At 36.1% G+C, this 6,929-nt stretch carries 5 protein-coding genes; all 5 read right to left on the reverse strand.

The window, feature by feature from the left end; all coding sequences use genetic code 11:
* Positions 1-976: MCP four helix bundle domain-containing protein (locus RTR43_RS25130; RefSeq protein ID WP_312476716.1), on the reverse strand; the 976-nt coding region annotated here is incomplete at its 3' end.
* Positions 977-1,308: 332 nt separating this feature from the next.
* Positions 1,309-3,486, reverse strand: a complete 2,178-nt coding sequence (locus tag RTR43_RS25135; protein ID WP_312476718.1) for a HAMP domain-containing methyl-accepting chemotaxis protein — start codon at positions 3,484-3,486, stop codon at positions 1,309-1,311.
* 39 nt (positions 3,487-3,525) lie between these two features.
* A complete protein-coding gene (locus RTR43_RS25140; protein ID WP_248733289.1) occupies positions 3,526-4,005 on the reverse strand; it encodes a chemotaxis protein CheW in 480 nt (159 codons plus the stop codon).
* Between the two features lie 57 nt (positions 4,006-4,062).
* Complete coding sequence (locus RTR43_RS25145; RefSeq protein WP_312476720.1) at positions 4,063-4,488, reverse strand: chemotaxis protein CheW; 426 nt, start codon at positions 4,486-4,488, stop codon at positions 4,063-4,065.
* Positions 4,489-4,506: 18 nt separating this feature from the next.
* On the reverse strand, positions 4,507-6,516 hold the full coding sequence (locus tag RTR43_RS25150; protein WP_312476722.1) for a chemotaxis protein CheW: 2,010 nt from the start codon (positions 6,514-6,516) through the stop codon (positions 4,507-4,509).
* Between the last annotated feature and the right edge of the window lie 413 nt (positions 6,517-6,929).

Consider the following 6,929-nt stretch of genomic DNA (forward strand, 5'->3'; position numbering starts at 1 on the left):
CCAAATTAATAGAAGCACTCATTTGTTCCACTGCAGCTGAGATTTCATCCACACCAGAAGCCGTTACATTGGTGTTCCCTGCTACCTGTTGAATCGAGGCAACAAGTTCACTTACGGAATCATTTGCTTTGTTCATTGAGGCACCTAATTCTTGTGCACTAAAAGAGGTTTTATCAATCGATTTTTTAATTTCTGTAACCGATTTAGTAGTGCTATCTACATTATTTACAACTCTATTAACTGCGAGACGAATAAGTCTGGTAATAAAGAATGCAATTAAGATGCTAAACAGTATCGCAACAACAGAAACGACGATAATTTGAATAAACGAACGAGTTGAATCCTTTTCGGCTTGATTGATAATCCCATTGGTGTCCTTTTGAACATTTTTAGAAACTTTATCAAGTGCATCAATCGTCATATCCCCTTGGTAGGCTAATACCCCCAAGCTTCCATGTGTTGTATAATAATCATTGCTACTTGACTTTTTTAGAAAAGATGGAATAACATGAGCGAAATTTTCAAATTCTTTGTCGAACTCTTTAAATAATTGATTATTTTTATCAGAAGATAATTTTTTGTCTATTTCTTTTATTTTTTTTCTTACTATTACGATGTCTTCATTAACAACCTTTTCTAATTTTGCTTTATCATCATCACTTTGTTCATAAGCGTGCTTGGTTGCATTAAGACGAATCTGAATAACCTTTTCTTTTAAGTCTCCTATTAATTGAATCTCTCGTACTTGAGTTTTTCCTATGTATAGCACATCATCGCTTAAAACGTTTATTTTATTATATGAAACAATCGATATGGATGATAACAATAAAAGAATGAATATAAAACTTCCCCATAGTTTTATATTCATATTTATGGCCACTTTCCTAGATAATTTTTTCGGAGCTTTATTTGTCATTTTATGGATTACACTACTAAACCATTCACTTAATTCTTTGCTTGATCCTTTTCTCCACATTTTCTAGCCTCTCCTCATACGGATAATATTAATTCTTCAATCAATACCCTAATAATTTTTTCCGCAGCCACCAAAATAGTCCGAATTACAACTACTAACCGCTCCATTTCGATAGCCTCAGTAGCCATATCACAAATATTACTAGTTTGATTAATAATCAAAGAAATTTGATACCCACATATATAACAATATAGAAACCTATTTATACCTTATATTACCATGATTTTTAAATATTTCATCAAATTTTTTTGATTGTTATCTATTTTCTATCAAAAAGTGATAAAAAAACGCCTTCGAAAATTTGCGAAAGCGTTTCTGCAATTAAAAGTACTTTACTTAAGTTTTAAAATTTGTGTATTTACCTCCGTGATTGATTGAACTACCTCGTCCACTTCTTTTGTTTGAGTCTCAATGGTTGTATTTAACTCTCCTGCTTGTTTCTGAACATTTGCAACCTCTAACCCGATTTCTTGACCATATCTTGCTTGGTCATTGGTAGCAATGGTCATTTGTTGAACCATTTCTTTAATATTACTAATATTGTGAACGATTTCTTCTGCAGTTAGGGCCTGTTCTCTCGTTGCGTTCGTCACAGAGCTAGATTGGGTTGTGACATTTTCAATAGCTTCTACGATGGCACGACCGCCTTTCGCTTGTTCAGCTGTTGATATCCTGATTTGATGTACCTCATTTTTTGTATTTGTAATTCCTTTAACAATTTCTTCCGCAGTTATTGATTGTTCCTTTGTAGAATAGGTCATTTCTGTTGTTTGCTCTGTAAAGTTCTCAACCGCTTTGGTAATGAATTCGCTGTTCTGCGTTTGTTCTTCCGTGGCTTTGGCAATGAGGTTCATTTCTTCTGTTACCCTGGCAATTCCTTCAGAAATTTTCTTGATTGCTTGATTTGTTTTTTCTGCCAATTGATTTCCAACTTTTACTTTATCGGCACCCTCAGTGATAGATGTAACAGCAACAGCCGTTTCATTTTGAATCCCTTTGATGAGGACAGCAATTTCTTTTGTTGCTTTCGCTGAACGTTCGGCTAACTTACGGACTTCTTCGGCCACAACCGCAAATCCTTTTCCATGTTCTCCTGCACGTGCAGCCTCAATCGCTGCATTGAGCGCTAAAAGATTCGTTTGATCGGCGATATCATCAATAACTTCGATAATACTACCGATTTCTTCAGAACTTTTCCCCAAGTTCTCCATTACATCACTTGCTTGGTTTATCACCTGAGATATTTCTTTCATCCCATTTAATGTTTCATTCAAAGAAACAGTTCCCTCAAGGGCATCATTCTTAACAGAGTTGCTAAGTTGGTTAACGGTTTGTGCACTGTCTGCCACTTTTTTGATGGATACAACCATTTCCTCCACTGTTTCGGAAGTTTGTTCAGCAGTTTGATTCAAACTAACTGAATTCCTGCTTACCCCTTCAATGGATTTGCTCATTAATTCAATTGCTAATGAGATTTGTTCCACGCTAGCGCCTACATTACCAGCGTTACCAGCGACTTGTTCGACAGAAGCCATCATTTCTTGAATAGCCGAAGAGGTTTCTTCAGCTGATGAAGCTAAATGGTTTGCACTTCCCGCTACTAAATTAATAGACGCGCTCATTTGTTCTACGGCTGCGGAGATTTCATCAACTCCAGAAGCTGTTACATTCGTGTTCCCTGCTACCTGTTGAATAGAAGCCACCAGTTCGCTTACAGAATCGTTGGTTTTGTTCATCGATGTATCTAATTCTTGTGCACTAATAGCTGTTTTATCAATCGATTTTTTAATTTCAGAAACAGAAACAGTGGTGGTGTCTACATTTTTTACAACTCCTATAACTGAACGGCGAATGATTCTAGTCATAAAGAATGAAATAAAAATACTAAATAGTAAGGCTACGATAGCAACGATACGAATTTCATAATACGAATTAGATACAGTTTGTTCTGAATTTTTTATAACATTATCGTTGTATTTGTCGATACCAACTTCAACATTCTTTAATGAACTGTTAGTTTTTTCTGCTAGACCTGTCATAATGACCATCTGTGGTTTAATAATGTCATAATTGTTGGTTCTAGAATCTTTAAAGTAAGATGGAGTAATGGCAAGCCAATCTTCAAAGTTTTTGCTAAACTCTGCTAAATCTTTTTTTGTTTGACCACTTTCTAGTTGTTTATCCAGTTCCCTTATATTCTTTCTTATTAATTTGACATCTTCATTCATAAGGGTCTCAATTTTTGCTTTGTCTTCTTCAGTTGGCATATATACGTGCTTGACTACATAGAGGCGTGTACGTGTTTGCTCTTCTTTTATGTTTCCTAATAATTTATACTTAGACACTTGGTGTTCACCAGTAATATGTATCTGATCACCTAAAAGAGAAATGCTTTTGTTTGAAACAAAAGCAATAAGCGCTAAGAATAATAGGATGATGAAATAGCTACTCCATAGTTTTACATTCATGGATAATAACCTTTTTGTTTTACTTGATGCTTTACTAATCATTATTTAACTTCTCCTTCTATTCTACTAACCTTTTATCATTTATAACTCATTTTTTATTTCTTTCAATTCATCTAAATTCGTTGTGTCTTCGAGTAATTTTTCGATGTCTAAGAGAATGATCAATCGTTGGTCTAGTTTAGATATTCCCAATAGGTACGAAACATCTTTTTCCTCCATTAGGTTTGAGTGTTGAATCGTGTCCGGAGCAATATCCAACACGTCTGTAGCAGCATCGACGACAAGTCCAATTGCATTATCATCCGTCTGTACAATAATGATTCGCATGTCATCGGTCGGTTTTATTGTTTCCCGTATCAGCGCTGTCCGTACGTCGACAACAGGTATCACTTCATCTCGTATCGTTGTAACTCCTATCACATGTGCCGGCCGATTTGGATAGGGAGTAATAGCCTGCATTCGTTCAATGGAAACGACTTGTTTAATATGTACCCCATACTCTTCCTGACCTACTTTAAATATGAGTGCCTTAAAATCTTGTAACGTGATCTGATCCTTCATACGATCCCCCTTTTCTTTTAAAAAAATCAAGTAGCTCTAATTCACAAGCATATTTTGTTAGTTACTCTCCGCCTTCATCAACTCCGCTAATTTTAACAGTATGATCAAACGACCGTCGATTTTGGCGATACCTCCAAAATAGTCAGAATCAAACCCACTTGAAGAAATAGCTTCAAGTGCTTCAGGAGCCACATCAATAACATCGCTAGTTTGATCAACAATTAGCCCCAATTCGATGTCCTCAAATTTTGTGATAATCACTCGTGTCTTATCAGTGTATTTTGCTTGTCCAAGGTTTAGCTTGCCTTGCAAGTCAATAACAGGAATGACATTTCCACGAAGATTGAAAACACCTTTTACAAATGATGGTGCATTTGGAACCCTTGTAATTTGATCGATTCGTTCGATGGATTGCACATAATCAATGTCTAATCCATACTCTTCTTCTCCTAATATAAAGGCGACTATTTTAAACATTGTCATTGAAAAGGACCTTCCTTTCTAATTAATAAATTGATTGGAATCTATAATTAACGCCACTTCTCCGTTTCCAAGGATGGTCGCACCTGAAATAGCAAATTGGTTAGGTAAGAAGCCTCCTAAAGATTTTAATACTACCTCTTGTTGCCCTAGCACGGAGTCAACCACTAACCCCACCGTCTTATTTCCCTTTCGAACAACAACAATATAAAGCTCTTGTTCTTTGAACTCTGATTCAACAGGTGGAACATTGAAAACTTCGTTTATATAAATTAACGGAACGACCTGTTCTCTGAATTGAATCACTTTTTGTCCATGAAGGGTTGATACTTGTTCAGGTGTTATCATCGTAATTTCCACAATCGAACTAAATGGAATCGCGTATGTTTCTTCTTCCACTTTCACTAACATAGAATTAATAATAGATAAGGTTAACGGCAGTTGGATGTGGAAAATAGATCCTTGTCCTGGTGTCGAATCAATACTGATTACACCACCCAATGATTCAATTTTGGTTTTAACGACATCTAGGCCCACACCCCGACCAGAAATATCTGATATTGTTTCTGCCGTACTAAATCCAGAAGAGAATATCAAGGCATAAATTTGTTGATCTGTAAGCGATTTAGCTTCCTCTACCGTTACCACACCCCGTTCAATCGCTTTATTCAGGACTTTTTCACGGTTAATGCCTTTCCCGTCATCAACTACTTCGATAAACACATGGTTTCCACCATGATATGCCTTTAAAAAAATCTTTCCTTCTTCGGGTTTTTTGCTGGCTAATCTTTCCTCTGTAGACTCAAGCCCATGATCTAAGGCATTTCTGAGGAGGTGGACCAACGGATCCCCGATCTCATCAATGACCGTACGATCTAATTCGGTCTCTTCGCCTTCCACTACCAATTGAACTTTCTTATTTAGATCTTTTGCAAGGTCTCGTACCATCCGCGGGAATCGATTAAATACCTGTTCCACGGGAACCATGCGCATGTTTAAAATGAGATCTTGTAAATCTGTCGAAATACGAGTCATGTGCTCTACCGTCTCAGTCAGTTCGGAAAGCCCTGACTTCCGGGCAATTTGTTCTAGTCTTCCACGATCAATGATTAATTCGCTAAATAAATTCATTAAATGATCTAGTTTTTCAATATCTACCCGAATTGATTTTGAACGCTGTTTTTTCTTGCTTTCACCCGCATTTTCATTAATTTGAGGTTGGGTGGTTTGAGCAGTTTCTGAAACGTCAGTTATTGCTGGTTTTTCCGCTACCAATTCTTGATTTATTCTTTCAGTTACGCTGACTTCTTTTACTTCTGAGACATTAGCAAGTTGTTTTTGTATTTCTTTCATGTCGCGCTGTGACAACAGCATAAGGGTAAAGGAATTAACAAAATTTTCTTCTTCTATTTCTTCTACAGGTGGATGGGTCTTAATTATCTCACCAAGTTCTTCAGCAATTTGAAAAACCATGTAGGCACGTACTGATTTCATCACACATCTTTCATCAAGTGTTACTGTGATTTGATATACGGTATTGCCCATCAGCCTTGCTTCGTTAATCAAGGAATTTTGAAACTCATCAAGCACTAGTTCCGCAGTAACGGCCACCTCACTAGAGGCGTCAACTAGGTCTATGTCATAGGAAACAGAAGGATTTTGAATCTTTGCGAGCTGGAATAGGATGTCCGTTACATTTTCTTTTCCATCGCCTCCTTGCTCGATGCTGTAAACCATTTTTTCGATGAAATCCACACACTTAAATATGACATCCATAATTTCTGGAGTGATATTCAATTGTGAATTACGGAGAAGATCTAGGACTGTTTCCATTTCATGAGTCAATGAGGCCAGGTCTTCGAATCCCATAGTACCAGCCATTCCTTTAAGCGTGTGTGCCGAACGAAAGATTTCGTTTATGATGGCTATGTTTTCTGGTTCCGTTTCCAGTTTTAACAATTCGTCATTTATTGCCTGCAAATGATCTTTTGATTCCTCGATAAACATTTCTAAATAATTATTTAAATCCATTTCAAACTCCCCTCGCTAAATAGCATACATAAGTAGTACCCAAGGAAATTGGGGGTGAATATATATTGTAGAAATCAAATATATACCTCATATTACCATATATTTTGACTTTACATTTGATTTTTTTGATAGTTTTTTAGTTTTGTTGCTTTTTGTTTAAACTTATTACAATAAGCTGTTTTTGACAAAAATACTATTTTTAATCAAACTATTTTTTTACCATGCCGTATTACCAATATATTTTTCACATTTAAATGGATAAACGCCTCCGCTACTTATGCGAAAGCGTTTTATCCCAAAGACAATTATTTTAGTTTTATAATTTGGGTATTTACCTCAGTGATTGCTTTTACTACCCCGTCCACTTCTTTAGTTTCAGTTTCAATACTTGCATTTAATTCTTTTGTTTGTTT

This window comes from Neobacillus sp. (assembly GCF_031988165.1).
GTDB classification, from domain to species: Bacteria; Bacillota; Bacilli; order Bacillales; family Cytobacillaceae; genus Neobacillus; species Neobacillus rhizosphaerae.

Bases quoted from the DNA above. Each gene is read 5' to 3' on its own strand.
- RTR43_RS25135 (WP_312476718.1), bottom strand. From the start codon at position 3,486: ATGATTAGTAAAGCATCAAGTAAAACAAAAAGGTTATTATCCATGAAT.
- RTR43_RS25140 (WP_248733289.1), bottom strand. From the start codon at position 4,005: ATGAAGGATCAGATCACGTTACAAGATTTTAAGGCACTCATATTTAAA.
- RTR43_RS25145 (WP_312476720.1), bottom strand. From the start codon at position 4,488: ATGACAATGTTTAAAATAGTCGCCTTTATATTAGGAGAAGAAGAGTAT.
- RTR43_RS25150 (WP_312476722.1), bottom strand. From the start codon at position 6,516: ATGGATTTAAATAATTATTTAGAAATGTTTATCGAGGAATCAAAAGAT.